Source organism: Ewingella sp. AOP8-B2-18, from assembly GCF_052376015.1.
Classification (GTDB): domain Bacteria; phylum Pseudomonadota; class Gammaproteobacteria; order Enterobacterales; family Enterobacteriaceae; genus Ewingella; species Ewingella allii.
Window position 1 is genome coordinate 1 of the sequence record NZ_JBQSVB010000011.1, and the last position, 24,972, is coordinate 24,972.

The 24,972-nt window shown below is 54.1% G+C and carries 18 protein-coding genes and 1 riboswitch; of the genes, 5 read left to right on the forward strand and 13 right to left on the reverse strand.

The window, feature by feature from the left end:
• Nucleotides 1-296: 296 nt before the first annotated feature.
• The gene (gene murI / locus ACT3RR_RS18585) at nt 297-1,178 is read right to left on the reverse strand and encodes a glutamate racemase (RefSeq protein ID WP_441656052.1); all 882 of its coding nucleotides are present in this window, start codon (nt 1,176-1,178) and stop codon (nt 297-299) included.
• Complete coding sequence (gene btuB, locus ACT3RR_RS18590; RefSeq protein ID WP_496200905.1) at nt 1,123-2,982, reverse strand: TonB-dependent vitamin B12 receptor BtuB; 1,860 nt, start codon at nt 2,980-2,982, stop codon at nt 1,123-1,125. The genes murI and btuB overlap by 56 nt, the downstream gene beginning before the upstream one ends.
• Nucleotides 2,983-3,049: 67 nt before the next feature.
• A riboswitch (cobalamin riboswitch) is annotated at nt 3,050-3,320 on the reverse strand.
• Nucleotides 3,321-3,493: 173 nt separating this feature from the next.
• Between btuB and trmA the strand changes: the two genes are divergently transcribed.
• Nucleotides 3,494-4,597: a tRNA (uridine(54)-C5)-methyltransferase TrmA gene (gene trmA / locus ACT3RR_RS18595; RefSeq protein WP_496200906.1), complete on the forward strand. Its 1,104-nt coding sequence runs from the start codon at nt 3,494-3,496 to the stop codon at nt 4,595-4,597.
• 79 nt (nt 4,598-4,676) lie between these two features.
• Here the strand turns inward: trmA and bglB are convergent, their stop codons facing one another.
• From bglB to fabR, 4 genes are all read right to left on the reverse strand, one after another.
• Nucleotides 4,677-5,816: a beta-galactosidase BglB gene (gene bglB, locus ACT3RR_RS18600; protein ID WP_496200907.1), complete on the reverse strand. Its 1,140-nt coding sequence runs from the start codon at nt 5,814-5,816 to the stop codon at nt 4,677-4,679.
• Between the two features lie 15 nt (nt 5,817-5,831).
• Entirely contained in the window at nt 5,832-7,427 is a 1,596-nt protein-coding gene (locus ACT3RR_RS18605) for an MFS transporter (protein WP_353503867.1), read from the reverse strand.
• 330 nt (nt 7,428-7,757) lie between these two features.
• Nucleotides 7,758-8,117, reverse strand: coding sequence for a YijD family membrane protein (locus ACT3RR_RS18610; RefSeq protein ID WP_353503866.1), 360 nt, complete (start codon nt 8,115-8,117; stop codon nt 7,758-7,760).
• Complete coding sequence (gene fabR, locus ACT3RR_RS18615; protein ID WP_353503865.1) at nt 8,092-8,769, reverse strand: HTH-type transcriptional repressor FabR; 678 nt, start codon at nt 8,767-8,769, stop codon at nt 8,092-8,094. The genes ACT3RR_RS18610 and fabR overlap by 26 nt, the downstream gene beginning before the upstream one ends.
• A gap of 223 nt (nt 8,770-8,992) precedes the next feature.
• Here fabR and sthA point away from each other — a divergent pair, with 223 nt between their 5' ends.
• Entirely contained in the window at nt 8,993-10,393 is a 1,401-nt protein-coding gene (gene sthA / locus ACT3RR_RS18620; RefSeq protein ID WP_034794659.1) for a Si-specific NAD(P)(+) transhydrogenase, read from the forward strand.
• On the opposite strand, the gene oxyR is transcribed toward sthA, so the two are convergent.
• Nucleotides 10,376-11,296: a DNA-binding transcriptional regulator OxyR gene (gene oxyR / locus ACT3RR_RS18625; protein WP_353503864.1), complete on the reverse strand. Its 921-nt coding sequence runs from the start codon at nt 11,294-11,296 to the stop codon at nt 10,376-10,378. The genes sthA and oxyR overlap by 18 nt on opposite strands.
• Nucleotides 11,297-11,457: 161 nt before the next feature.
• Between oxyR and ACT3RR_RS18630 the strand changes: the two genes are divergently transcribed.
• Nucleotides 11,458-12,216 carry a glutathione peroxidase gene (locus ACT3RR_RS18630; RefSeq protein WP_396132745.1) on the forward strand — a complete coding sequence of 253 codons (759 nt, stop codon included), beginning with the start codon at nt 11,458-11,460 and terminating at the stop codon, nt 12,214-12,216.
• 207 nt (nt 12,217-12,423) lie between these two features.
• Here the strand turns inward: ACT3RR_RS18630 and argH are convergent, their stop codons facing one another.
• The 4 genes from argH to argC form a co-directional block, all read right to left on the reverse strand.
• Nucleotides 12,424-13,800 (reverse strand): argininosuccinate lyase, encoded by a 1,377-nt coding sequence (argH, locus tag ACT3RR_RS18635; protein WP_353503862.1) that lies wholly within the window; start codon nt 13,798-13,800, stop codon nt 12,424-12,426.
• Nucleotides 13,801-13,869: 69 nt separating this feature from the next.
• Nucleotides 13,870-15,090, reverse strand: a complete 1,221-nt coding sequence (locus ACT3RR_RS18640; RefSeq protein WP_353503861.1) for an argininosuccinate synthase — start codon at nt 15,088-15,090, stop codon at nt 13,870-13,872.
• Nucleotides 15,091-15,151: 61 nt separating this feature from the next.
• On the reverse strand, nt 15,152-15,925 hold the full coding sequence (gene argB / locus ACT3RR_RS18645; RefSeq protein WP_185688876.1) for an acetylglutamate kinase: 774 nt from the start codon (nt 15,923-15,925) through the stop codon (nt 15,152-15,154).
• A gap of 55 nt (nt 15,926-15,980) precedes the next feature.
• On the reverse strand, nt 15,981-16,985 hold the full coding sequence (gene argC / locus ACT3RR_RS18650) for an N-acetyl-gamma-glutamyl-phosphate reductase (RefSeq protein WP_034794648.1): 1,005 nt from the start codon (nt 16,983-16,985) through the stop codon (nt 15,981-15,983).
• Nucleotides 16,986-17,210: 225 nt separating this feature from the next.
• On the opposite strand from argC, the gene argE reads away from it, so the two are divergent.
• Together argE and ppc are read left to right on the forward strand one after the other, a co-directional pair.
• Nucleotides 17,211-18,365: an acetylornithine deacetylase gene (gene argE / locus ACT3RR_RS18655; protein WP_353503860.1), complete on the forward strand. Its 1,155-nt coding sequence runs from the start codon at nt 17,211-17,213 to the stop codon at nt 18,363-18,365.
• Between the two features lie 277 nt (nt 18,366-18,642).
• Entirely contained in the window at nt 18,643-21,291 is a 2,649-nt protein-coding gene (gene ppc, locus ACT3RR_RS18660; protein WP_353503859.1) for a phosphoenolpyruvate carboxylase, read from the forward strand.
• A 75-nt stretch (nt 21,292-21,366) separates the two neighbouring features.
• On the opposite strand, the gene metF is transcribed toward ppc, so the two are convergent.
• Nucleotides 21,367-22,281 (reverse strand): methylenetetrahydrofolate reductase, encoded by a 915-nt coding sequence (metF, locus tag ACT3RR_RS18665; protein WP_353503858.1) that lies wholly within the window; start codon nt 22,279-22,281, stop codon nt 21,367-21,369.
• Between the two features lie 255 nt (nt 22,282-22,536).
• The gene (locus tag ACT3RR_RS18670) at nt 22,537-24,972 is read right to left on the reverse strand and encodes a bifunctional aspartate kinase/homoserine dehydrogenase II (protein WP_353503857.1); all 2,436 of its coding nucleotides are present in this window, start codon (nt 24,970-24,972) and stop codon (nt 22,537-22,539) included.

Genomic DNA, 24,972 nt, shown 5'->3' on the forward strand with positions numbered 1-24,972 from the left:
ACCGAGGTGGCTGATATCGTCTTGTGAGTGCCCACACAGATTGTCTGATAAATTGTTAAAGAGCATGCCGCTGTTCCGATAAGAATCTTATGCGGCGCGGGAGGCGTATATTACGTTTTCCCGCTGAAGAGTCAAGAGATTATTCATTCGAACATTCTTCTTTTTTCTTCCTCACCGAGCGACTTCTCAGTCGTTGTTCCCGGTCAGTGGAGGCGCATTATAGGGAGTTCTCAGAAGGCCGCAACCCCTAAAATACAAATAATTTATCGACCGCTGATTCTTTCGCCAAAAGGTGTTTAAAGCGGCAATTCTTGGATACTTCTGAAGCCATATGTCTGCAAAACAGGCAGCAGGATTTCGGCTTCTTCATTCATCGCCATGCAGTACGCCAGACTTTCTATTTCCACACCCTCTTTTTTGGCAGGAATTTTTTGATGAGAAGTCTCAATAAGCCAATGCGCGCGGCGGGCAATGGCGGAACCCGAGTCAATCAGGCGTGTTCCATCGGGTAATACCTGCGCCAACTCCTCGCTGAGCAGCGGAAAATGAGTACAGCCAAGCACCACGGTGTCCGGCGGCTCTTTTAAACGCAGCCATGGCTGGAGGATTTTCTTTAGTGCGGGCAGTGAAACCGGCGCGCCGTGCAGCTTCGCCTCGGCTATTTCCACCAGCTCTGCCGAACCCAGCATCAAAATCTGGCAATCCGTGGCAAAGCGCTCGATGAGATCATGAGTATAAGGACGCTGCACCGTGGCCCGGGTGGCCAGCAATCCCACCACGCCGTTACGCGTTAACTTGGCCGCCGGTTTAATGGCAGGCACCACGCCCACGACCGGGCAGTTGAATTTGGCGCGCAACGCAGGAAGGGAAACCGTACTCGCGGTATTACAGGCGATAACAATAATAGAAAGGGGATGACGCTTAGCGACCGCGCTGACTATCTCGACCACTCGCTCGACAATAAACTCTTCGGACTTCTCGCCATAGGGGAAAGCCACATTGTCGAAAGCATAGATATAGTGGAGGTCCGGCAGCATCTGCCGGACCTCATGATAAACAGACAATCCGCCGACGCCGGAGTCAAATACCAGCGCCGTCGGACGGCCAGACGTTATCGAGCTATCAGAAGGTATAGCTTCCAGAGAGGAAGTATTCACGTCCTGGTGTTTCGTAGCCATAAACCGTCTCGTAATCTTTATCAAACAAGTTGGCAATTCTACCACGAACGGTTAAATGTGAGGTGACAGGATATGACGCGGCGAGATCCCATAAACTGACGCCGCCGAGTTTAACCGTCTGGTAAGGATATGAGCCAAAGTCCGTGTCGTAACGCTGTCCCAAGTATTGGTAGTTAATCGACCAATCGATCTGCGCCACATTCCAGTCAATCTGGTATTTCGCCTGTTGTTTGGCTCGGCGTACCAATATTGTGTTAGTTTCTGAATTGCGTGGATCCAGATATTCCAAGGTGATGGCGTGATGTAATGGGCCGGTATCGAAATTACCTGTCCACTCCACGCCTTTAATCGTGGCCTTATTAATATTGTAATAAGTCCCCTGACTGTTGAAATCGATTAACTGATCGATATCGTTACGATAAGCGGATAAACGCCAATCCAGAGGCCCCGTCAAACCTTCCAGCCCGGCTTCCCACTGCTTGCTTTCTTCAGGTTTCAGATTTGGGTCGCCATAAAAACCGCTATAGAGCTGGCTCAGGTTGGGGGCTTTAAACGCCGTTCCATAGGAAGTTATCAGGCGATATCCGTCGATAAACTCCCACGCGGCGCTGCTCTGCCACGTCGTGTGCTGGCCAAACTGCGAGTTATCATCACTGCGCACCGCGCCCTCAAGGGTGAAGTCGCTAATTTTCTGCTGTGTTGTCAGATAAACGCCGGTATTACGCTGGCTATAGCCATCATTAAGATAGCTGGTGCCCGGCTCGGTGGTGAGTCGCTGCCAATCCAAACCTGCACTTACCTGCCCTTTCCACACTTGGAGGGTGTTGCCCCATTGCAGGTTGTACTGGTCTGAGTCATCTAATGAAGCGGAAGAGTCATACTGCCCGTATCTCGGATCATAGTTATAGTCTTTCACGTGGCTATAACTGCCAATCAGCTGAGTGGCGTAAATCCCATCTTCATAGCGCAGGCCCGTATCATAGGTGCGGCTGTAGAGCTGACGGGTATCGATTAACGGACTGTCAGGGGTGTAATAACCATCATAGGCCGTGCGATTGTCATAGCCATAAGCCCGAGCAAAACCCCCGACTTCTTCGGTGAATTGGTGTTGCAGCGCCAGATAGAGCGTCTTACTCATGAAGCCATCGCGGTCAGGCTGAGGAACGCCGCCATTATTGCCGTCAGCGACAACATCAATGCCACGCGTATAGGTATAATCGCCCGCGGCGGTGACCGTGGTGTTTTCGCCCAGCTTCTGCTGGGTAGAGCCATTGTAATTTTGATACCCATTCGAGCCGATACCCGCCCCGAGGGTCGTCCCATCCTTGTCGCGGGTGGTAATAATGTTGACCACGCCACCAATGGCGTCGGAGCCGTAAACCGCCGAGCGCGGCCCACGGATAAATTCAATCCGCTGTACCAACGCGATAGGGATCTGGCTAAGGTCAGTTGAGCCCGAAATACCCGCCTGATTTAAACGCACACCGTCAATTAAGACTAATGTGTGGCTGGAGTTGGTGCCGCGCACAAATAAAGAACTCAGTTGGCCCATGCCGCCATTTTGCGCAATATCCACGCCCGGCAGGCGGCGTAATACATCCACCACGGATTTAGACTGCCAGCGATCAATATCCTCGCGGGTCACCACATCGGTTGGGGCTAATACGGAAGAGACGGGCTGTGGAAAACGGTTGGCGGTCACAACGAGATTGTCGTTGTTATCAGAAGAGGTATTGTCCTGCGCCCACCCTGAAAAAGCCGTGACGGATAATACCGTCAGCAGCGCGTGCTTTTTAATTGTCATGAATTGAGCATCCAAACTTAATTGGCGGATGCCGCAGAAAAACACCCACGTTCTCGCGACGAGGGTGAAAATGCGACGGAATATCGGCAGGTTTTCGGACTTAGGATTTATTGGCTAATTAAAGAAAAAAATAATATGCCGCCACCGGGCGATGACTTCCCATCTCTCTTACATTCTCTATAAAAAGTTCTCTATATAAAGAAAGAAGAACCAGACAGTGTCGGTAACAGCTCAAGCTGCTATCGCCTTGACTTCCCCATACCGCTGCGCGCCAGTTCCGGATTCACACCGGATTCCCTTTTAACTCTATTATCGAGGCCGAATTGCATCCTACGATCAACCCTTTTGGAAATCCAGACATCCGTAAGGGCCATTAAATTTTAATCAAATAGGTTGCGTGAGAAGCATGGTAATAACGCCCATGAATAAGCGGAAAACTGGACTTCGCGGGAGCATTCCCTACAATCCCCCGCTAAGTTCGCCCATTTACCCGCAGTTGACGAGATAAATCATGACGCCTGAAAACCTGCCCATTGAACAATACGACGACCAACTGGCGGAAAAGACCGCACGTCTCACGGCGATGATGACGCCTTTTCAGGCGCCGGCTCCTGAGGTTTTCCGCTCTCCGGTCAGCCACTATCGCATGCGCGCCGAGTTTCGCGTCTGGCATGACGAGGGCGACCTCTACCACATTATGTTTGATCAGCAGACCAAGGCTCGCGTGCGCGTCGATCAGTTCCCCGCCGCCAGCGAGCTGATTAACCGTCTGATGCCGGTGCTGATTGCCGCTATTAAAGAAGAGCCGGTATTGCGCCGCAAAATCTTCCAGATTGATTACTTGTCCACGCGCAGCGGCAAGTTGATCACTTCACTGCTCTACCACCGCAAGCTGGATGATGAGTGGACGGCGGCCGCGACGGTGCTGCGCGACAAACTGCGTCAGGACGGCTTTGATATTCAGCTGATTGGCCGCGCGGCAAAAACTAAAATCATGCTCGACGAAGATTATGTCGATGAAGTGCTGCCAGTGGCGGGCCGCGACATGATTTATCGTCAGGTGGAGAACAGCTTTACCCAGCCAAACGCCGAGATGAACATCAAGATGCTCGAATGGGCGCTGGGCATTACTGAAGGCTCGACCGGCGACCTGCTGGAGCTTTATTGCGGCAACGGCAACTTCTCGCTGGCGCTGGCAAGGAACTTCAACCGCGTCCTGGCGACTGAGATTGCCAAGCCGTCCGTGGCGGCGGCGCAATATAATATCGAAGCGAATCAGATTGATAACGTGCAGATTATCCGCATGGCGGCCGAAGACTTCACCCAAGCGATGAACGGCGTGCGCGAATTCCATCGTTTAAAAGATGTGGATTTGTCCGGTTATGACTGCAACACCATTTTTGTCGATCCACCGCGCAGCGGGCTGGACGATGACACCGTGAAGATGGTGCAAGGCTACGACCGTATCCTCTATATCTCCTGCAACCCGGACACGCTGTGCGCCAACCTCGAGACGCTGAGCCAGACCCACAGCCTGACCAAGCTGGCGCTGTTCGACCAATTCCCTTATACCCACCATATGGAATGCGGCGTGCTGCTGGAAAAACGCCGGTAGAAAGAGTCTAAAACAATAAGGCGGGCCACTGAGTGAGCCCGCCTTTTTTACAGCTGAAGCTTCCGTCAGCTATTTTTCGCTACAAATAGACCCGCAGATATTCCGACAGGCATAACACGGCCATCGCCTGCCCGTAAGGCATGGAAGTGATAGGGATTTGCCGGTAGTAATCCAGATCGCTGCCCATGGCGGTGCCAAATGAAACGCCCGTCAACTCACCTGCCGGATTGATCTGCTTGATCACGCCGCGCACGGCTTTCTCGGCAATCGGCGCGTAGCTTGAATCTATATAACGTTTGCGAACGGCCTTCAGGATCCCGTAGGCAAATCCCGCCGCTGCTGAACTTTCCAGATAAGAATTCGGATCATCCAACAGCGTATGCCACAAACCACTTTCGTCCTGACAGGCCGCCAGCGCGGCAATCTGACTCTCTAAAACTTGCAGTAAATAACGGCGCGTCGCGTTGCCCTCCGGTAAGTCGAGCAGCTCGATAAACTCAGGAATAGCGACGGTTATCCAACTGTTTCCTCGCGCCCAGCGAGCCTGAGCAAAATTATGCTGGCCGTCAAAGGTCCAGCCGTGGAACCAAAGGCCGGTTTGGCGATCCATCAGGTACTGAATATGCAGCAGGAACTGATAGGTCGCCTCTTCGATAAACTCCGGTCTACCGAGCAGTTTGCCGATCTTCGCCAGGGGCATCACGCTCATCATCAGCGTGTCATCCCACATCTGCTGGCTATTTTCATTGTTATAAACGATGTGCTGAATACCGCATTTTTCGGTGCGCGGCATCTCATGCATCACCCACTCCGCCCAGCGCTCAAGATAGGGTTTCCAAGCCGGATTGCGGGTTTCTTCATAACGGTAGGCCAGCGTCAGGAACGGGCAGACGGTGTTAACATTTTTGGTTGGCGTGCCTTCGGCCAGCCTTGCTGTAAACCAGTCGTCAATGATTGCCCGCATCTGGTCATCGCCAGTCTGTTGATAATATTGATAAATACCGTATAGGCCGATGCCATGGGTCCATTCCCACCCCGCCCAGCCTTTGGTATCAATAACCCGGCCATCGTCCAGACGCAGCAGGAACTCGCCGGTTTCATCTTTAATATTCACCAGATTATGAGTCACTTTATGAATCAGCGACTGTAGCTCGTTTCGCGAGATAAAATACTCAGGCTGCCTCAGCAGCGCGCTGTGCTTAACGTCAAAAACCTTCATGATGCTCTCCATTATTTAAGGGCGCTGACCCTGCTGCTGAATGGGTAAATCGGACATAACCTCAGAGGTCGCTTTTTGCGGCGGCGGGTTATTGCGATGCAAATAACCAATATTGTTATTACCCCACAAGGACTCATATTGCAGGCCGGTGAGGAGTTCCACGGTGGCGCGGTCTTCAGTGGTGATCTGCTCAGGGACGGGGCGATTGGCGATACGCATTTTTTGCGTTTCCTGCACCAGCACGCGGTGAGTCTGTAAATTGAGGCGGAAGTAGAGCGAAATAATAAAGCCCATCGTCAGCATCACCAGCGACCCCACAACCAAGACGCCGAGGATGGTATGCCCCACCGATGGCAACTGCTCGCTCTTGCCCGAGACAAAACCCGACAGTTGCAAAATGATGCCGACTAACATCACCGCGCCAGCTTGCGAAGCCTTGCGCGTTAGGGTCATGACGCCGGCAAAAATCCCCTCGCGCCTCTGGCCGGTAATGGTTTCATCAACATCGGCAATATAGGTGTAGATATTCCACGGCACGTAGTTGATCCCCCCTCGCCCCAGCCCGGCCAATGCGGAGATCAACAGTAACAGCGACATCGAATCACTCATGTGGCTGAAATAGAGGAAACCGTAGGAGATCACCGCCAGCGCAAAAAGGGTCACGGCCAGCCGATAAGAGGGCGCGGGCCCGAAGCGAATACACAATGGGATCATCGCAATCACGGCGACGAATTGCAGAATAGCCATCACGCCCATCAGGTTCGAGGCGACAGTGGCGGTTTGCATCAGCACAAACACCACATAATAAGTAAATACCGCGTTGAATACGTCCTGCGCGATATAGCCGCCAAGGTACAGGCCGAGATGCTGGCGGAAAATCTTAATACGCAGCGTTGAAGAGAGCTCAACTTTCAATCGCTTAAGGCTCTGACCCAGCGTCAGCTGTTGGCGCTCGCGTTCTATTTTTAACATGGCTTCCGACTTGAGCTCCGCCGGCCGTTCCCAAGTGAAGAAATAGACCAGCGTGAGCACCAGCGCGCAGATCACCGAGAAGACCAAGCTCGAGTAGAAGAAAGAGAGGGGATTATCTTTACCCAGCTGTTGCAACAAGATCCCCGGCAGGAAGGCGGCCAAAATGGCCGACAGCTGTGCGAGTGCGATACGCGCCCCGGAAAACTTGGTTTTCTGTTTGAAATCATCGGTCATCTCCGGCACCAGCGTCTCATAAGGAACAAGGATCATGGTGTAAACGATGTCGAACAGCAGATACGTTAGCAGATAGTAGACGTAGTTCATCTCGCCAACCCACATCAGGCTGTAGCTAAACACACAGGGGATGCCGAGAAGAATGAAGAACTTGCGCCGCCCAAAGCGTTTGCCGAGCCAGGTGCCGCCAAAGTTATCCGTCAGATAGCCCATCAGCGGGCTGAGTACGGCGTCCGCCACGCGGGCGGTCGCAAAGATAAAGGTTGCTTCAATCGGGGTCAGCCCGCAGAAGGTGGTGTAGAAATAGAGTAGCCACGCGGCGGTTAAGGCCGTCGTCCCTGCGCCAAGAAAATCCCCCGAGCCGTAAGCAAGGTAATTTAGTAGTCCGATTTTTCGTGTTTTCATCGCCGTCAGCCCCTTATTGAATCACTGCCAAACGTAGGCAGAATCCAAATGGACGCGGGTCCGCTCTGCCATGATTCAAATTAGCGATGGGGGAGGCCGAAGACCTTTCTGTTTTTGCCACTCATCTCTAACATGTGGCAATTATAGAAAGGTTTAGCCGATCAACATCTAATTACTAAACAGTAGTTTGATATTAATGAACTGTTGTTTCATAAATAATCAGGGAATGGATCTGCGACATCAGGGATAACGGGTGAGGATGGCAGATAAAACAAAGGCAGCCAGCTGGCTGCCTTGATGTGCTCACTAGGGTAAGCCGCAGTGGCAAAATTAGAGGTTGTCTGCTTTGCGCTTCTTCAGCTTGATACCAATCCAGAACACCAGCACCACGCTAATCAGCGACGGCAGGAAGTTGGAACCCAGCTGCGGGTACTCCGCGCGCACGATAGTGCTGTAAAGCAGGAAACCGAGCAGGAAGCTGGCGGCCGCTAAGGTCGGTAATCCCTTGGCCATTTCTTTGTGGTGATAGCGCAGATGCAGGCAATAGACCGCAAGGCAAAGTGCTATCACGGGAAAAACGGAGAAGGTTACTACGGAGCTAAAAAACGCGTCGAACGTGCCGTTGATCGACAGTCCGGCAATCAGAGCCAGGAGCAAAGTGCCATTATCCTGGTTCGGTTGTTCGGTCATCTTCAGTACCTCTGGACTTATTAGTTGGAGACACCGCCGTGCGCTCCTGCTGACGGCGATACCAGTAATATGCACCTTTAGAAATCATACGTAGCTGCAGCACCAGTCTCTCTTCGAGCTGGCGACGCTGGGCTATATCAACATCCAGCGCTTCGGCACCGGCATTAAAGACGATGATCACCATGGCTTCTGCCTGCGCTTCAGTAAAGCTACGCGGCATGTGGTTTTCGAGTTGTAAATAATCTGCCAGTTCTGCAATAAAGTGCTGAATTTCACGAGCGACGGCGGCACGAAAGGCAGCAGAGGTCCCGGAGCGTTCGCGCAGCAGTAAGCGAAAGGCGTTAGGATTATTGCCAATGAACTCCATAAAAGTCGATACGGAGGTGCGAATCACGCTGCCACCTTTGGCAATGCGCTGACGCGCTTGACGCATCAGTTGACGAAGCATTAACCCACTCTCGTCTACCATGGTCAGGCCGAGTTCATCAACATCGCGGAAATGGCGGTAAAAAGAGGTGGGTGCGATCCCAGCCTCGCGGGAAACTTCACGCAGACTTAAACTGGCAAAGCTGCGTTCAGCACTGAGCTGGCTAAATGCCGCCTCAATCAGTGAGCGGCGCGTGCGCTCTTTTTGTTGTGCTCTTACGCCCATAACCTTCATCCGCAGTGTTTTCTTCTTATTAAAGGTGTTAATAAAATGACTCGTTATGATTTCACTATACCAAATTTTTTAACCCGCCGAGGTATAGAAAAGAGAGGATAAAGTGGGTCTGAATGTTGCGGTTTTCCCACGAATTGACAACTGCTTGTAGGGAAAACAGGACTAATATGTTACTTTCTCGTTGTTATTTTGTATAAAAAATAGGTTTCGAACCATGCAACAGCAATCTCATTTTGATGCCATTATCATCGGCTCAGGCCCTGGCGGAGAAGGCGCCGCTATGGGACTGGTTAAACAAGGGGCCAGAGTTGCGGTCATCGAACGCTATAATAACGTCGGTGGCGGCTGTACTCACTGGGGAACCATCCCTTCGAAAGCCCTGCGCCACGCCGTCAGCAGAATTATCGAATTCAACCAAAATCCGCTGTATAGCGACAATTCCCGCACCTTGAGTTCAAGCTTCCCCGACATCCTGCGCCACGCTGACTCAGTGATTAATCAGCAAACTCGCATGCGTCAGGGTTTTTATGAGCGCAACCAGTGCCAGCTTTTCGCCGGTGACGCCAGCTTCGTGGATGAACACACTGTCAGCGTGCGCTACGCCGATGGCACCCATGAAGAGCTTACCGCCGACAATATCGTCATCGCCTGCGGCTCGCGCCCTTACCGCCCGCACGGCGTCGACTTTAGCCACCCACGCATCTACGACAGCGACTTAATCCTTGAACTGAGCCACGAGCCGCGCCACGTCATCATCTATGGCGCCGGGGTGATCGGTTGCGAATACGCGTCGATTTTCCGTGGTTTGAATGTCAAAGTCGACTTGATAAACACCCGTGACCGCCTGCTGTCATTCCTCGACCAAGAGATGTCTGACGCCCTCTCCTACCATTTCTGGAACAACGGCGTGGTGATTCGTCACAACGAAGAGTTTGAGAAGATTGAAGGCGTTGAAGATGGCGTGATCATGCACCTGAAATCCGGCAAGAAGGTCAAAGCAGATGCCCTGCTTTACGCCAATGGACGTACAGGTAACACCGACCAACTGGGCTTAGAAAACATTGGCTTAGTGGCTGATAGCCGTGGCTTGTTGAAAGTGAACAGCATGTATCAAACCGCGCTGTCGCATATCTATGCCGTGGGTGATGTCATTGGCTACCCGAGCCTGGCGTCGGCAGCTTACGATCAGGGCCGCATTGCCGCGCAGGCGATGATTCAGGGCGAAGCCAAAGTTCACCTGATTGAAAACATTCCGACCGGGATTTACACCATTCCGGAAATCAGTTCTGTCGGTAAAACCGAACAAGATCTGACCGCCATGAAGGTACCGTACGAAGTGGGCCGCGCGCAGTTTAAACATCTGGCACGGGCGCAAATCGCCGGGATGAACGTGGGGAGTCTGAAGCTGCTATTCCATCGTGATACCAAAGAAATCCTTGGTATTCATTGCTTTGGCGAGCGTGCAGCGGAGATTATCCACATCGGGCAGGCGATCATGGAACAGAAAGGCGAAGGCAATACTATCGAGTATTTCGTTAATACTACCTTCAACTATCCAACCATGGCGGAAGCGTATCGCGTTGCCGCCCTGAATGGATTAAACCGCCTGTTTTAACGCAGCGTTATCCATATGAGCTTGCATGTGAACCTTGATGGCTTCCGCAAGCTGCTCATAGCGGCCACGCAGCGGGGAGCCGGGACGATATACCAGAGCAATGGTGCGTCTCGGTTCCGGCTTGTCACACACCAGATAAGTCACGCCATCGCGGCTGCGCTCTTTTGGCACGGACAATGACGGTAACAGCGTAATACCACTGCCTGCCGCGACCATGTTGCGCAGGGTTTCAAGGCTCGTCGCGCGGAAATGCGTGTCTTCATCCGCCCCGGCCTGGAAACAGAAGCCCATCGCTTGATCACGCAAACAGTGACCATCTTCCAGCATCAGCAGCTTTTCTCCGGCTAAATCAGCCATGGCAACGCGATCGCGCGAGGCCCACGGGTGCTCGTCATAAATCGCCAGCTTCATCGGCTCATCAAACAGCGGCACTTCGATAAAGGCTTCGCTCTCTTTGACCAAGGCTAAAATCGCGCAATCAAGCTTGCCGCTGTCGAGCTGCGCCAGCAGTTGCTGGGTCTGGGCTTCGTGTAAGTACATTTCCAGCTTTGGAAAGGTTTTGTGCAACGTAGGAATGATTTGCGGCAGCAGGTAAGGCCCAACGGTCGGGATAAGCCCGATGTGCAGCGGCCCGGACATCGCCTCGCCTTGCTGGCTGGCCATCTCTTTCAGCACTTTCACTTCGCGCAGCACGGTTCTGGCTTGATCCACCAGCAATAAACCCGCCTGGGTGAACAGCACTTTGCGGCTGGTTCTCTCGAGCAGCATCACGCCCAGCTCATCTTCCAGCTTGCGGATCTGCCCGCTTAAGGTCGGCTGGCTCACATGACAAGAATCCGCAGCGCGTCGAAAATGACGGAACTCCGCCAAAGCCACCAGATACTCCAAATCACGAATATTCATTTTTCCTCCATTGCCATAACAGGTCGAGACGATAGCTCGCGGCGATAGATAAGATAGCAATCAACGATTATAACTATCAACAACAATCGTTAATAATGGCACACATCGAAACGATACTGACAGAGCGCAAGTTTTATATTTTATAAATTAAGAGGTTACTGATGTTTACAAGCCACGAAGGGAAACAAGTTCCACAAGTTACTTTCCACACTCGTCAAGGAGACCAATGGCTGGATCTCAGCACCGATCAACTGTTTAAAAATAAAACGGTCATTGTATTTTCGCTGCCGGGTGCCTTTACCCCGACATGCTCTTCGAGCCACTTGCCGCGCTACAACGAGCTGGCAGGCGTGTTTAAGAGCCACGGCGTAGACAGCATTCTGTGTGTCTCCGTCAACGATACTTTCGTCATGAATGCGTGGAAGGCTGAGCAAAGCGCCGCCAACATCACCTTCATTCCTGACGGCAACGGCGAATTCACCAAAGGCATGAACATGCTGGTTGAAAAAGCTGATTTAGGCTTCGGCCCGCGCTCTTGGCGTTACTCCATGCTGGTGCGTAACGGCGTGGTCGAGAAGATGTTCATTGAGCCAAACAAGCCGGGCGACCCGTTTGAAGTGTCTGATGCCGATACCATGCTGAAGTATCTGGCGCCGGATTATAAAGTGCAGGAATCAGTTTCCGTGTTCACCAAGCCGGGCTGCCCTTTCTGTTCTAAAGCGAAACAAATGCTGCAAGAGCGCGGCATTCAGTATGAAGAAATTGTATTAGGTAAAGACGCGACTACGGTCAGCCTGCGCGCTGTAACAGGCCGTGCAACTGTGCCACAAGTCTTTATTGGTGGTCGCCACATCGGGGGAAGCGACGATCTGGATGTCTATCTGAACAGCGAAGCAGACGTGTGCGAATTGGCACAATAAGACGACGCGTAAAGATTGTAAGAGAATTAAGATAAGTAAAACGAAAGAAGCTCAAAATCAGGGTATTGCTGCAAGGCAAGTAAGCTGATGGCGAGTGAGAGACTACGTGAACATTCGGCGGACTTTATGTCCGCCTTTTTTTTTGCCGTTTTTCACCTAAAGAAAAGGCCCCTGAACAGGAGCCTTCTGGTCTAACGCGGTGAGCTATTACTCCCCTAAGCGACTTTTAGCATCGCTGATCGCCTGAGCAACCTGCTGTGGTGACACGCCGCCCTTGGCTGCGCGCTTGTCGAGGCAAGATTGCAGTTCAAGGATTGGGTAGACGTCATCGCCAATCACGCTGCTGAATTTTTGCAAATCGGCCAATGGCAGAGCTTCCAGCGCTTTGCCCTGAGCAATGGCTTCCACCACGGCTTCACCAACAATATGGTGAGCTTCGCGGAATGGCACGCCTTTGGCGACCAGATAATCCGCCAGCTCGGTGGAGTTCGCGTAGCCCTGCTGCGCCGCTTCTTTACAACGCGGGCGTTTGACCTGAATACCGTCCAGCACCAGCGCCGCCATTTGCAGGCAGTCCATCCAGGTATCGAGCGCGTCGAACAAACCTTCTTTGTCTTCCTGCATGTCTTTGTTGTACGCCAGCGGCAGGCCCTTCATGGTCATCATGATGCCCGTCAGTGCGCCCTGCACGCGGCCACACTTGCCACGGATAAGCTCCAGCGCGTCCGGGTTTTTCTTTTGTGGCATCAGGGATGAGCCAGAGGTCACGCGGTCGGACAGATCTACAAACGACGCTTCTCCGCTGTTGAAGAAAATCAGGTCTTCGGCGAAGCGCGACAGGTGGATCATGCTGATAGAGGCGTTCGACAGCAGCTCCATCACATGGTCGCGGTCGGAAACGCTATCCAGGCTGTTTCGGGTGGCAGAGGCAAATCCTAACCAACCGGCCAGCTGCTCGCGGTCCATTGGGTACGCAGTGCCCGCCAGTGCGCCACTGCCCAACGGGCTGACGTCCAGACGTTTCAGAGTATCTTGCAGGCGGCTTTCATCACGCGCCAGCATCTCGACATAGGCCAGACACCAGTGTGCGAAAGTTACCGGCTGGGCGCGCTGTAAGTGGGTGTAGCCCGGCATGACCGCGTCCTGATTCGCTTGCGCAGTGGCGACCAGCGCCTGCTGCAAGTGGCGCACGGCCTCTTGCAGGCTCAGCACCTGCTCTTTGCACCATAGTTTCAAGTCAGTGGCGACCTGATCATTACGGCTGCGGCCGGTGTGCAACTTCTTACCGAGGTTACCGACTTTGTCGATAAGCTTGCCTTCCACCCAGCTGTGAATGTCTTCTGCGTCGCTGGCTAAGATAGCGCGCGGGTTAGCACGAACTTCTTCCAGCAGCACGCCCAAAGCCTCTTCCAGCTGAATTTGCTCTTCGGCGGTCAGCACGTTAACCGTCACCAACGCCTTCGACCACGCCACCGAGCCAATAATATCCTGCTCGGCAAGACGGTAATCAAAACGCAGGGAATCATTTAATTCTTTAAAACGCTGGTCTGCCGCCTGAGTGAAACGCCCGCCCCAAAGTGCCATAACCTGTACTCCTTGATGTATGCAAAAGGGCGCAGCCTGTGCGCCCTTAAAATATTTTCTACGCGCGAATTACTGCTTCTTTGAGTTCAGCGCACGAATTCTGGATGACAACGAGAACAGACGGATAAAGCCGCCCGCGTGGCTGTGATCATACACTTCATCTTCACCGAAAGTAGCGAACTCTTCAGAGTACATGCTGTTCGGAGAACTCTTCTGGATAGCCGTCGCGGTGCCTTTGTACAGCTTCACCACCACTTCGCCATTCACATCTTCTGCCAGCGCGTCAGCGGCGGCTTGGATAGATTCACGCAGCGGAGCGAACCAACGACCATCATAAACCACGTAAGACATTTCATGGCCTAGCTGCTCACGCCATTTGAAGCTGTCACGGTCCAGAACCAGCTGCTCAACGCCACGCAGCGCAGCCATCATAATGGTGCCTCCCGGCGTTTCGTAGCAACCACGGGATTTAATGCCCACCAGACGGTTTTCAACGATATCGATACGGCCAACGCCGTGTTTCACGCCCAGCACGTTCAGCGCTTCGAGGCACTGGAATGGTGTCAGCTCTACGCCGTTAACCGCCACCACTGCACCCTTCTCAACTTTAACGGTGACCAACTCAGCTTCGTCCGGCGCGTCTTCTGGCGCGACTGTCCATGCCCAGCAATCTTTGTTTGCTGCATTCCATGGGCTTTCCAGCACGCCGCCTTCGGTAGAGATGTGCCACGCGTTTTCGTCACGGCTGTAGATTTTTTCCAGCGACGCGGTGGTCGGGATATTACGCTCTTTCAGGTAATCCAGCAGGGCTTCGCGAGAACGCAGGTCCCACTCACGCCAAGGAGCGACCACTTTCAGCTGTGGAGCCAACGCGGTGTAGGTGGTTTCGAAACGCACCTGGTCGTTACCTTTACCTGTCGCGCCATGGCACAGTGCATCAGCGCCCACTTTCAACGCCAGCTCAACCTGTGCTTTAGCAATCAACGGACGCGCCATTGAGGTACCGAGCAGGTAGCTGCCTTCATACAACGCGCCGCTTTTCAGCACTGGGTAAACGTAGTCTTTGATGAACTCTTCACGCAGGTCAACCACGTGGCACTCAGAAGCACCGGTGCGCAGGGCTTTCTGCTCGATTCCTTCGAGGTCAGCACGCTCTTGACCGATATCTGCAACGAAAGCCACCACTTCACAGTCGCCGTAGTTTTCTTTCAGCCATGGAATGATTGCCGAGGTGTCCAGACCGCCAGAGTAAGCCAGAACGATTTTCTTGATGCCTTTGGTTGCTGCCATGATGATTTCCTTTAAAAATTTTATTGATTTAATAATTCAGTCAATGGGTTAAGCATGAAGATCACGCCAGAATACGCGTACCGATCGCCGTGCCATTAAACAGTGCCGGAAGCTGCTCGGCGTGACGCCAGCTGGCGATATCCACCGGGCGGCCAAGAGAGCGCGCGGCGTCTAGCGCTGCGTGAACTTTGACAATCATGCCGTCAGTAATGATGCCTTGCTCAATCAGCTGTTCCGCTTTCTGCGTGGTCATTTCCGGTATGCGCTGGCCTTTGCCGTCGAGAATACCGCTCACATCTGACAGCAGGATTAAATCTGCGCCCAGCGTGGCTGCCAGCGCCGTCGCGGCTTGGTCAGCATTCACATTCATCAGTTCACCATCGGCGGTGATACCAATGGAGCTGATAATCGGCAGGTAGCCTGCGCCAGTCAGGGTGTTAATCAGCGCCGGAGAGCCGACTTCTGCTTTGCCGACATTACCAAGCTCTTCGCTCAGTTGCGTTACCACCACCGAGCCGCCGTCTGCCAAAGACAGGCCAACGGCGTTGATGTCGTTTTTCACCGCCCACGCCAGCAGGGTTTTGTTGGCGCTACCGGCCAATGCGCCGGTGATGATGTCGATTTGGTCCGCAGGGGTTACGCGCAGGCCAGCCTTCTTCACCACGGGCAGGTTGAGTTTCTTCATCAACTCATCGACCAGATAACCGCCGCCGTGAACGATCACCAATGGGCGCTGATATTGCTGGCGATAAGTCACCAGCGCCATGAACAGGCGCTCGAGCGCTTCTTCATTGTCCAGCAACACACCACCTAATTTGATAACTAACGGATTCATAGCTGTTCGCGCCTCAATCGATTTAAGTAAATGTTTGATTTTAGACCAAGATAAATTAAAGCAGCGATTGGGTTTCTGGGAAACCAAAGCGCAGGTTCAGACATTGCACTGCTTGCGCCGACGCGCCTTTTAGCAGGTTATCTTCTGTCGCAACCACAATCAGGTGCTCGCCTTTCACCACAAAACCGATGTCGCAGAACGGCAGGCCCACCACGTCTTTCAACGCCGGAACGCCCTTGGTGTAGAGACGCACCAGAGGTTTGTCGTGGTAAGCGTTATGGAAGGCTTCCGCCACGTCCTGCGCCGTCACGCCCGCTTTCAGGCGGCAAGTGATGGTGGCCAGAATGCCGCGCGGGAAGTTGCCCAGGTGCGGGGTAAAGATCACCGGCACGCCGAGATGCTCTACAATTTCTGGGTGGTGACGATGATTGAACAGGCCGTAAGGTTGCAGGCTGACTTCGCAGAAGCTGGTGCCGAGAGAGGCTTTACGCCCCGCGCCGCTCACGCCGCTGGTCGCATTAATCACCGGCCACTGGTCTTCATTCAACAGGCCATTTTCCACCAGCGGTTTTAACGCCAGCTGAGACGCCGTTGGGTAGCAGCCTGGGACCGCGATGAGTTGCGCGGTTTTGAGTTTGTCGGCTTGCCATTCAGCAAGGCCGTACACCGCCTTGTCCAGCCAGTCGAGGTGCTGGTGTTCAAAGCTGTAAAATTCGGAGTAGAAATCAGGCTTGTTGACGCGGAATGCACCGGACAGGTCAAACACCACGCAGCCCGCGGCCAAAAATTGCGGCGCCAAATCGTGACTGACTTCATGGGCAGTGGCTAAAAAAACCACATCGATATCTTTCGCCGCGTCTTCCACGTTTTTCATTGGCAAAACAGGCAGATCAAGGATGCCTTTTAACTGAGGGTGCAAATCAGAAAGCAATTTTCCTGCATCTGCACTTTGCGCTGAAACCATTAAAGCGGTTATGTTCATCTGTGGGTGGCGGTTCAGGTAGGCAGCGAGTTCAGCTCCGGCGTAGCCTGTGGCACCAACAATCAGCGTATTCAACATGGGGTCTGTTCACCTTCTCAACTTAACTGTATGGCTTTGCGATACAGCGTACTTCTTAGGTAACAGGGTTCACCGCGTCATACGCCGTTCACCCGCGAGATTCTCAGCAACTGCGTTGGGTTAAACCGACCGTTATTTCCGGTTCCCTTACGCGCTGGCATATTGTATTTTTATTCACATAAACTGCATGAATATGAATACTACCCTAACTAAAGGCTGTCAACAGTGAAGATGAAATTACCTCCTTTTATTGAGCTTTATCGGGCATTAATCGCGATACCTTCGATCAGTGCCACAGACAGCGCATTAGATCAAAGCAACGAAAAGCTAATCAACCTGTTAGCAGGCTGGTTCCGCGATCTAGGCTTTAAGGTTGAAATCCAACCTGTGCCGAATACTCGCAATAAATTCAATATGTTGGCAAGCGTGGGCCAAGGCGCTGGCGGCCTGCTGCTGGCGGGCCATACCGATACCGTCCCCTTTGACGATGGCCGCTGGACTCGCGACCCTTTCACCCTGACCGAGCATGAAAATAAGCTCTATGGTCTGGGTACCGCCGACATGAAAGGTTTCTTCGCTTTTATCGTCGATGCGCTGCGGGATATTGATACGACCAAACTGACTAAACCTCTATATATCCTCGCCACCGCCGATGAAGAAACCACCATGGCAGGCGCGAGCTATTTTTCGAAAAATACCGCCATTCGCCCAGACTGCGCGATCATCGGCGAACCGACGTCGTTGAAGCCGGTTCGTGCGCATAAAGGCCATATTTCGAATGCGATTCGCATCACCGGGCAATCGGGCCACTCTAGCGACCCGGCGCGCGGCGTGAACGCTATCGACCTGATGCATGACTCCATTACCCAGCTGATTGGCCTGCGTAACACTTTGAAAGAGCGCTACAACCACAGCGGCTTTGTCATTCCTTATCCAACCATGAACTTCGGCCACATTAGCGGCGGCGATGCGGCCAACCGTATTTGCGCCTGCTGTGAGCTGCATATGGACATCCGCCCACTGCCGGGGCTGACGCTGTCTGATCTCGACGGCCTGTTACAAGAAGCGCTGGAGCCAGTTAGCAGTCGCTGGCCGGGCCGCGTCGCCATCGAAGAGCTGCATCCGCCGATTCCGGGCTATGAATGCCCGCCGGACCACCAGCTGGTGCAGGTGGTGGAGAAGCTGCTGGGCGTGGAAACGGAGATTGTTAACTACTGTACCGAAGCGCCGTTTATCCAAGAGCTGTGCCCGACACTGGTCTTAGGGCCGGGTTCGATTGAGCAGGCGCACCAGCCGGATGAATACATCGATACCGCCTTCATCAAGCCGACTCGCGAGCTGATCGCGCAAGTGGTTCATCACTTCTGCCATCACGTATAAGTGAAGAAAGAGCAGCCATATCAAGGGCGTCGCAGGGCGCTCTTGATACTGGACAATATGCTGATTAGACAAACTGATACCTTGTGAGCTGTAATTAAATTTCAGCCACATTGACGAAAAATGCCTTTTTTTAGTGAAGGAAACGACGTTTTTGCGGTAAAACAGTTGTGTAATTAAAAAAAGAGAAGGTTTGGCAGACAGAAAAAGGCGTCACAGCCTTACGGGTGAAAGTTATCTACAAATTATAAAAATCGGGTCCGAGGTCAACAGAGGTAATATGAACGAACAATATTCCGCAATGCGCAGTAATGTCAGTACCTTAGGTAAACTGCTTGGCGACACCATCAAAGATACGTTGGGAGAACATATCCTTGATCGTGTTGAGAAAATTCGTAAGTTATCCAAATCCTCACGCGCTGGAAATGAAGCAGATCGCCAAGAGCTGCTCTCCACGCTGCAAAACTTGTCCAACGACGAGTTATTGCCAGTGGCCCGTGCTTTTAGCCAATTCCTCAATCTGACCAACGTGGCCGAGCAGTACCACAGCATTTCGCCTAATGGCGAAGCGGCCAGCAACCCTGAAGTGCTGGCGCAGCTGATTGAGCGTCTGAAAGCCAAAAATCTGACCGACCAGCAGCTGCGTGACGCGGTTGAAGAGCTTTCTATCGAGCTGGTGCTGACGGCTCACCCAACAGAGATTGCCCGCCGGACGCTGATCCACAAATTGGTGGAAGTGAACAACTGCCTCAAGCAGCTCGACCATAACGATCTGGCGGATTACGAGCGCAAGCAGATTATGCGCCGCCTGCGCCAGCTGATTGCCCAGTCATGGCATACCGATGAAATTCGTAAACACCGCCCTTCCCCGGTTGATGAAGCCAAATGGGGATTTGCGGTCGTTGAGAATAGCCTGTGGGAAGGCGTGCCGTCATTCCTGCGCGAGTTCAACGAACAGCTCGAAACCTCGCTGGACTACAAAATGCCAGTAGAAGCCGTGCCGGTGCGCTTCACCTCGTGGATGGGGGGCGACCGCGACGGCAACCCAAATGTCACGGCAGACATCACGCGCCACGTTCTTTTACTGAGCCGCTGGAAAGCCACTGATCTGTTCCTACGCGACGTCGCGGTGCTGATTTCCGAGCTTTCCATGACCGAAGCCACTGATGAACTGCGCGAGCGCGCCGGTGGTGAAGAAGGCATTGAGCCTTACCGCGTGATCATGAAGCGCCTGCGCAGCCAGCTGACCTCCACGCAGGTCTATTTGGAAGCGCGTCTTAAAGGCGAACGCCTGCCACAGCCTCACGATTTATTGGTCAACAATGACCAGCTGTGGGAGCCGCTCTACGCCTGCTACCAGTCTCTGGTTGCCTGCGGCATGGGCATTATCGCCAACGGCCAGCTGCTGGACACCCTGCGCCGCGTGCGCTGCTTCGGCGTGCCGCTGGTGCGTATCGACATCCGCCAAGAGAGCACCCGCCATACCGACGCCATTGCCGAAATCACCCGTTACCTTGGTTTGGGCGATTACGAAAGCTGGTCAGAGTCTGACAAACAGGCCTTCCTGATCCGCGAACTGAACTCACAGCGCCCGCTGGTTCCGCGCTTCTGGGAGCCGAGCGAGTACACCAAAGAGGTGCTCGACACCTGTCAGGTAATTGCCGAAGCGCCGGAAGGCTCAATTGCCGCTTACGTCATTTCTATGGCGAAAACGCCGTCTGACGTGCTGGCCGTTCACCTGCTGCTGAAAGAGGCGGGTTGCCCGTTCACTCTGCCGGTAGCGCCGCTGTTCGAAACCCTTGATGACCTGAACAATGCTGACTCAGTGATGACTCAGCTGCTGAATATCGACTGGTATCGCGGCACCATTCAGGGCAAACAGATGGTGATGATTGGCTATTCCGACTCGGCGAAAGACGCTGGCGTGATGGCGGCTTCATGGGCGCAATACCGCGCTCAGGACGCATTAATCAAAACCTGCGAGAAAGCGGGCGTGCTGCTGACGCTGTTCCACGGACGCGGCGGTTCTATCGGTCGCGGTGGCGCTCCGGCCCACGCGGCCTTGCTCTCTCAGCCTCCGGGCAGCCTGAAGGGTGGCCTGCGCGTCACCGAACAGGGCGAGATGATTCGCTTCAAGTTCGGCCTGCCAGAAGTCACCATCAGCAGCCTGGCGCTCTATACCGGCGCAATTCTGGAAGCCAACCTGTTGCCGCCGCCAGAGCCGAAAAAAGCCTGGGTGGACATTATGGAGCAGCTGTCCGACGTCTCCTGCAACATGTATCGCGGCTATGTGCGCGAAAACAAAGATTTCGTGCCTTACTTCCGCGCGGCGACGCCGGAGCAAGAGCTGGGCAAACTGCCATTGGGCTCACGCCCGGCGAAGCGCAAGGCCAACGGCGGCGTCGAAAGCCTGCGCGCCATTCCGTGGATCTTCGCCTGGACGCAAAACCGCCTGATGCTGCCAGCCTGGCTCGGCGCGGGTGCGGGCCTGCAAGCCGTGGTAGATGCCGGTAAACGCGATGAACTTGAGGCGATGTGCCACGACTGGCCGTTCTTCTCGACGCGTATCGGCATGCTGGAAATGGTCTTCGCCAAAGCCGACCTGTGGCTGGCGGAGTATTACGACCAGCGTCTGGTGGATAAAGAGCTGTGGCCGCTGGGCCAGAAGCTGCGCGACCAGCTGGCAAGCGACATCAAGGTGGTGTTGGCGATTTCCAACGATGACCACCTGATGGCTGACCTGCCGTGGATTGCCGAGTCTATCGCCCTGCGTAACGTCTACACTGATCCACTGAACGTGCTGCAGGCCGAGTTGCTGCACCGCTCACGCCAGTTAGAGAAAGAAGGCAGTACGCCAGATGCGCGCGTTGAGCAGGCGTTGATGGTGACGATTGCGGGCGTGGCGGCGGGTATGCGCAACACCGGCTAGTGCTGACAAGTTAAGAGAAGCAAAAACTAAAAACCGGCGATTAAGCCGGTTTTTTTATGCATAGGATTTGAATGGTTAGACGGCTGCACTCAATGGAGTGGCAAGGCCCGGACGCACCCCCAGCGTGTGGCAGATGGCGTAACTCATTTCGGCGCGGTTCAAGGTGTAGAAGTGGAAATCCTTCACCCCTTCGCGGCTGAGGATTTTAACCATGTCCATGGCGATGTTGGCTCCCACCATTTTGCGGGTTTCCGGGTCATCGTCTAAGCCTTCGAACTGGCGCGTCATCCAGTGCGGCACGCGCACGTTGGTCATGGTGGCAAAGCGCGTCAGCTGTTTGAAGTTAGAGACTGGCAGGATACCCGGCACGATTTCCACATCAATGCCCTGTCCGGCACAGCGATCGCGGAAACGCAGGTAGCTTTCGACGTCGAAGAAGAACTGGGTGATGGCGCGATTGGCACCGGCGTCGATTTTGCGTTTCAGGTTAATCAGGTCAGCCTGCGCGCTTTTGGCTTCAGGATGAACTTCAGGATACGCCGCCACGGAGATATCGAAGTCGCCCACGCCTTTCAGCAGTTGCACCAGATCCGTGGCGTATAACTCAGGAACGCCGCCGCCCGGAGGCAGGTCGCCGCGCAGCGCTACGATGTGGCGGATGCCGCTGTCCCAGTAATCCTGGGCGATTTGCGTCAGTTCTTCACGGGAGGCGTCCACGCAGGTCAGATGCGGCGCAGCTTCCAGCCCGGTACGCTCTTTAATGCCTTTGATGATGCTGTGCGTGCGCTCACGTTCACCGGAGTTCGCGCCGTAGGTCACGGAAACGAATTTCGGCTTAAGGCTGCTCAGGCGATCGATAGAGCTCCACAGCGTGTCTTCCATCTCGCTAGTGCGCGGCGGGAAAAACTCAAAAGAGACGTTAAACTGGCCCTGCAACTCTGACAGGTTCTGGTTCAAAGCTTCGCGTTGATTGGCGTGGAAAAAACTCATGCTTTCTACCTCGTGGCTCACGACATCTTGTTATTGATTTGTTCTAGATTTGTAAGCATCTAGACGTCTAAACACCTAAACGTATGGATAGACAATGAAGGATGCGAGCAAATGTGTCAACGACAAAAAAGCGTCTAACTATGATTAATCTTCACTCAAATTGAATGAATTTCAAGTTGGGGAATAAAGTATTGGCGAGGAGGAAAAAACGGCATGAAGCCCCTCCCGACAGGCGTCGGAAGGGGTTTAAGAGAATTAAAGTAGCTGGCTCAGACGGTTAAGGTCAGATTGCAACGCACCGGCGGTGACATCGCGCCCCGCGCCCGGCCCGCGAATCACCAGTGGGTTATCGCGATACCAGCGGCTTTCGATAGCAAACACGTTATCGCAAGGCAGCAGCGACGCCAGCGGATGGTCATCGCGCACGGCTTCCACGCCAACGCGCGCCTTACCGTTGGCATCAAAACGCGCCACGTAACGCAGCACCAGCCCCATTTCACGCGCCGCCTCAAGACGTTGCAGCATCTGCTGATTCAGCGCTTCGCCGTCTTCGAAGAATTGATCAACCGAGCCGGTTTCGCAGCCTTCCGGCACGAGAGACTCGACGCGAACGTGGCTCGGCTCGATATCGTAGCCCGCCTCACGCGCCAAAATAATCAGCTTGCGCATCACGTCCTGACCGGACAAATCGACGCGCGGGTCAGGCTCAGTCAGCCCTTGCTGCCACGCCAGATCCACCAGCTCGGTAAATGGCAAGGTGCCGTCAAATTGCAGGAACAGCCATGACAGCGTGCCGGAGAATATCCCGCTAATCGCCAGAATGCTGTCGCCGCTTTCGCGCAGGTCACGCACGGTGTGGTTAATCGGCAAACCCGCGCCCACGGTGGCGTTGTACAGCCAGTGGCTGCCGGTTTTGGCGAAGGCGTCGCGAATTTGGCGGTACTTGTTGCTGTCAGAGGCCCCGGCCAGTTTGTTGGCGCTAATCACGTGGAAACCGTAACTGGCGAAGTCCAGATACTGGTCTGCAATATCGCCGCTGGCGGTGACGTCGAGCACCACCAAATCGTCATACGGGTGAGCACGCATCCACAGGAACAGCGATTCTTCATCGTGATCGCGGGCTTCGTCTTCAAAGAAGGCCAAGGCGCGACTGGCGTCCAGCCCGTCGTAGTTGAGCAAACTGCGTTTACTGTCCACCACGCCGGCCAGCACGAATTCAAAACCACTGCGGGCGGAAATGTTTTTCTGCTCGCGGGCAAACAGCTCAAGCCAGCGCGAACCGATATTGCCTTTGCCAAACAGCATCAGGCCGATACGCTTTTCAGCGCGGAACAGGGTCTTATGCAGCCCCTGAATCAAATGCTCAGTTGGCCCAAGACGCAGCACGGCAACCAGACTAATGCCATCTTCGGCTTGCCAGATGAATTCCACCGGCTGGTCTTTGAGTTCTTGATAGAAACGGTGGCTGTGCAGCGGGTTCTTGCACACCCCGGCCCCCACCAGCGCAACCATCGCCAAACCTTCACGCAGCGATAAACGTGCCGGCAGACCGGCCTCTTCCAGCACCAGCAGCGCGCTGTTTACCACTTCTGAGGTGTAGCAAAGCTGCAGTAGGTTGCGATCCGGGTGGATGCCGGTGGCCAGCGGTTTGATTTGCGCGCGTTTGAGCAGCAGCTCGACGTCTTTATGCGCCAGCTGGAAATCGTGCTCGCTAGGGATAGCGATTTCGATCAGACAGATATCGTCGTGGCTGGTGACGATTTTCGCGCCGGTGCCGGAAGCCAGCACGCGCTCAATGCGCGTCGAGCCTTGTTCCGGCTGATAGCTACAGCGCAGCTGCAAGTCGATATCGCTGCCGGACACCGGCTGAAGCGTACGGGTATGCAGCACTGGCGCGGCAAGACGGGCCAGCTCGCTGGCTTCGTCCAGACGCAGCAACGGCAGCAGGCAGGCATCTTTCACTTTGCGCGGGTCGGCGCTGTAAACACCGGCGACGTCGCTCCAGATGGTGACGCGATTCACCCCCGCCAACGCGCCAATTTGCGTGGCCGAGTAGTCACTGCCGTTACGCCCCAGCAGCACGGTTTCGCCCGCATCGTTGCGCGAGATAAAGCCGGTAACTACCAGATAATGCTGAGGATGTTGCGCCAGCAGTTGCTGTAATAAAGGATAAGAGCGACCTTCATCCACCTGTGGCTGAGCGGCGCGCTCGGCGCGCAAGAACTCGCGCGCGTCGAGCCACGCGGCAGGAAGCTCTTTTTTCGACAGTACAGCGGCCATCAGGCGGGCAGACCAGACTTCGCCATGCCCGACCACTTCGGCGTAGACCGCGTCGGTAATTTTGCCATCAAGCAAAACGGCCAGACGCTCAAGGTCTTGAATGAAATGAGCAATAAGCGGTTCTGCCATTTCTGGCGGCAGAAGCCCTGTGATCAACTCAGTATGATAGCGACGTAGCGCCTGCTGCACCTGATGTGCCGACAGACGATCGCTTTGGCTTAGCTTCAACCAGCTGATCAGCTGGTTGGTGGTACTGCCCGCCGCCGACACCACCATCATGTCGCCCGGATTGCCGTACTCGGCCATGATCCCAGCCACGCGCAAATAACATTTCACGTCGGCCAGACTGCTACCACCAAATTTGTGCAACTGCCGACTTCCTGCCGGCGCTGCTACCGCTATTGCATTCAT